The sequence below is a fragment of the Brachyspira catarrhinii genome (assembly GCF_005518285.1).
GTDB classification, from domain to species: Bacteria; Spirochaetota; Brachyspiria; order Brachyspirales; family Brachyspiraceae; genus Brachyspira; species Brachyspira catarrhinii.
Genome location: NZ_SJDU01000684.1, coordinates 1 through 701, shown reverse-complemented (window position 1 = coordinate 701; position 701 = coordinate 1). Strand labels below are relative to the sequence as shown.

Here is a 701-nt window from a genome sequence, read left to right as displayed (position 1 = left end):
AATAATTAGCATTAATTTACTTGATTTTAATTTGGATTTTGGAGACGATGGCAAACCTCACCGCTGTTTTAAACTGATTGATACGGAAAACCAAAATATTAGTTTAGATTATATTCAAATGCATTTAATCGAAGTTCAGAGATTTATTGATATTTTAGAAAATTCAACTATTAAAGAATTGAAGAAAAACAAATTATTAACTTGGATGAAATTTTTCACAAGCAATAATTTAAAATCTATAGAAAATGAATTCGCTAAAAGCGGGCAGTAGCCAAGGAGGCAAACCCAATTATGACAAAAGCGATTGAAGAATATAAACGATTTACTTCTGACGATAAACTAATGAGAGCTTATGCCGCCAGAGACGCTTTTTTGGTAGGGCAAAAAATGATGCTATCGAGAGAGCGAAAAGAAGGAATTAAAGAAGGAATTGAAAAAGGCATAAAAAAAGGTAGAAAAGAAGGAAAACTCGAAGGTATAAAAGAACGAAATTATGCTATAGCTAAAAGTTTAAAATCTTCTGGACTTGATAATCAATTTATATCGGAACATACGGGTTTAAGCATAAAAGAAATACGCAAACTTCGTCCAGACGGAGAAAAACTTTAATTTATTACTTTACTTATTAAATTTATTAACCGATTAGACAAAAAAAGAGGAGGGAAAGTATCTCTACTCTCTCTCCTCGTCAAAGGAAGGAT

2 protein-coding genes are annotated in these 701 nt (G+C 31.0%); both read left to right on the top strand.

Annotation, left to right across the window (positions count from 1 at the left end; genetic code table 11):
- A partial coding sequence (locus EZH24_RS15185; protein WP_236847268.1) for an Rpn family recombination-promoting nuclease/putative transposase occupies positions 1–271 on the top strand: 271 nt, incomplete at its 5' end.
- Positions 272–291: 20 nt separating this feature from the next.
- A complete protein-coding gene (locus EZH24_RS15180; protein ID WP_236847267.1) occupies positions 292–609 on the top strand; it encodes a hypothetical protein in 318 nt (105 codons plus the stop codon).
- The last annotated feature ends 92 nt before the right edge of the window (positions 610–701 follow it).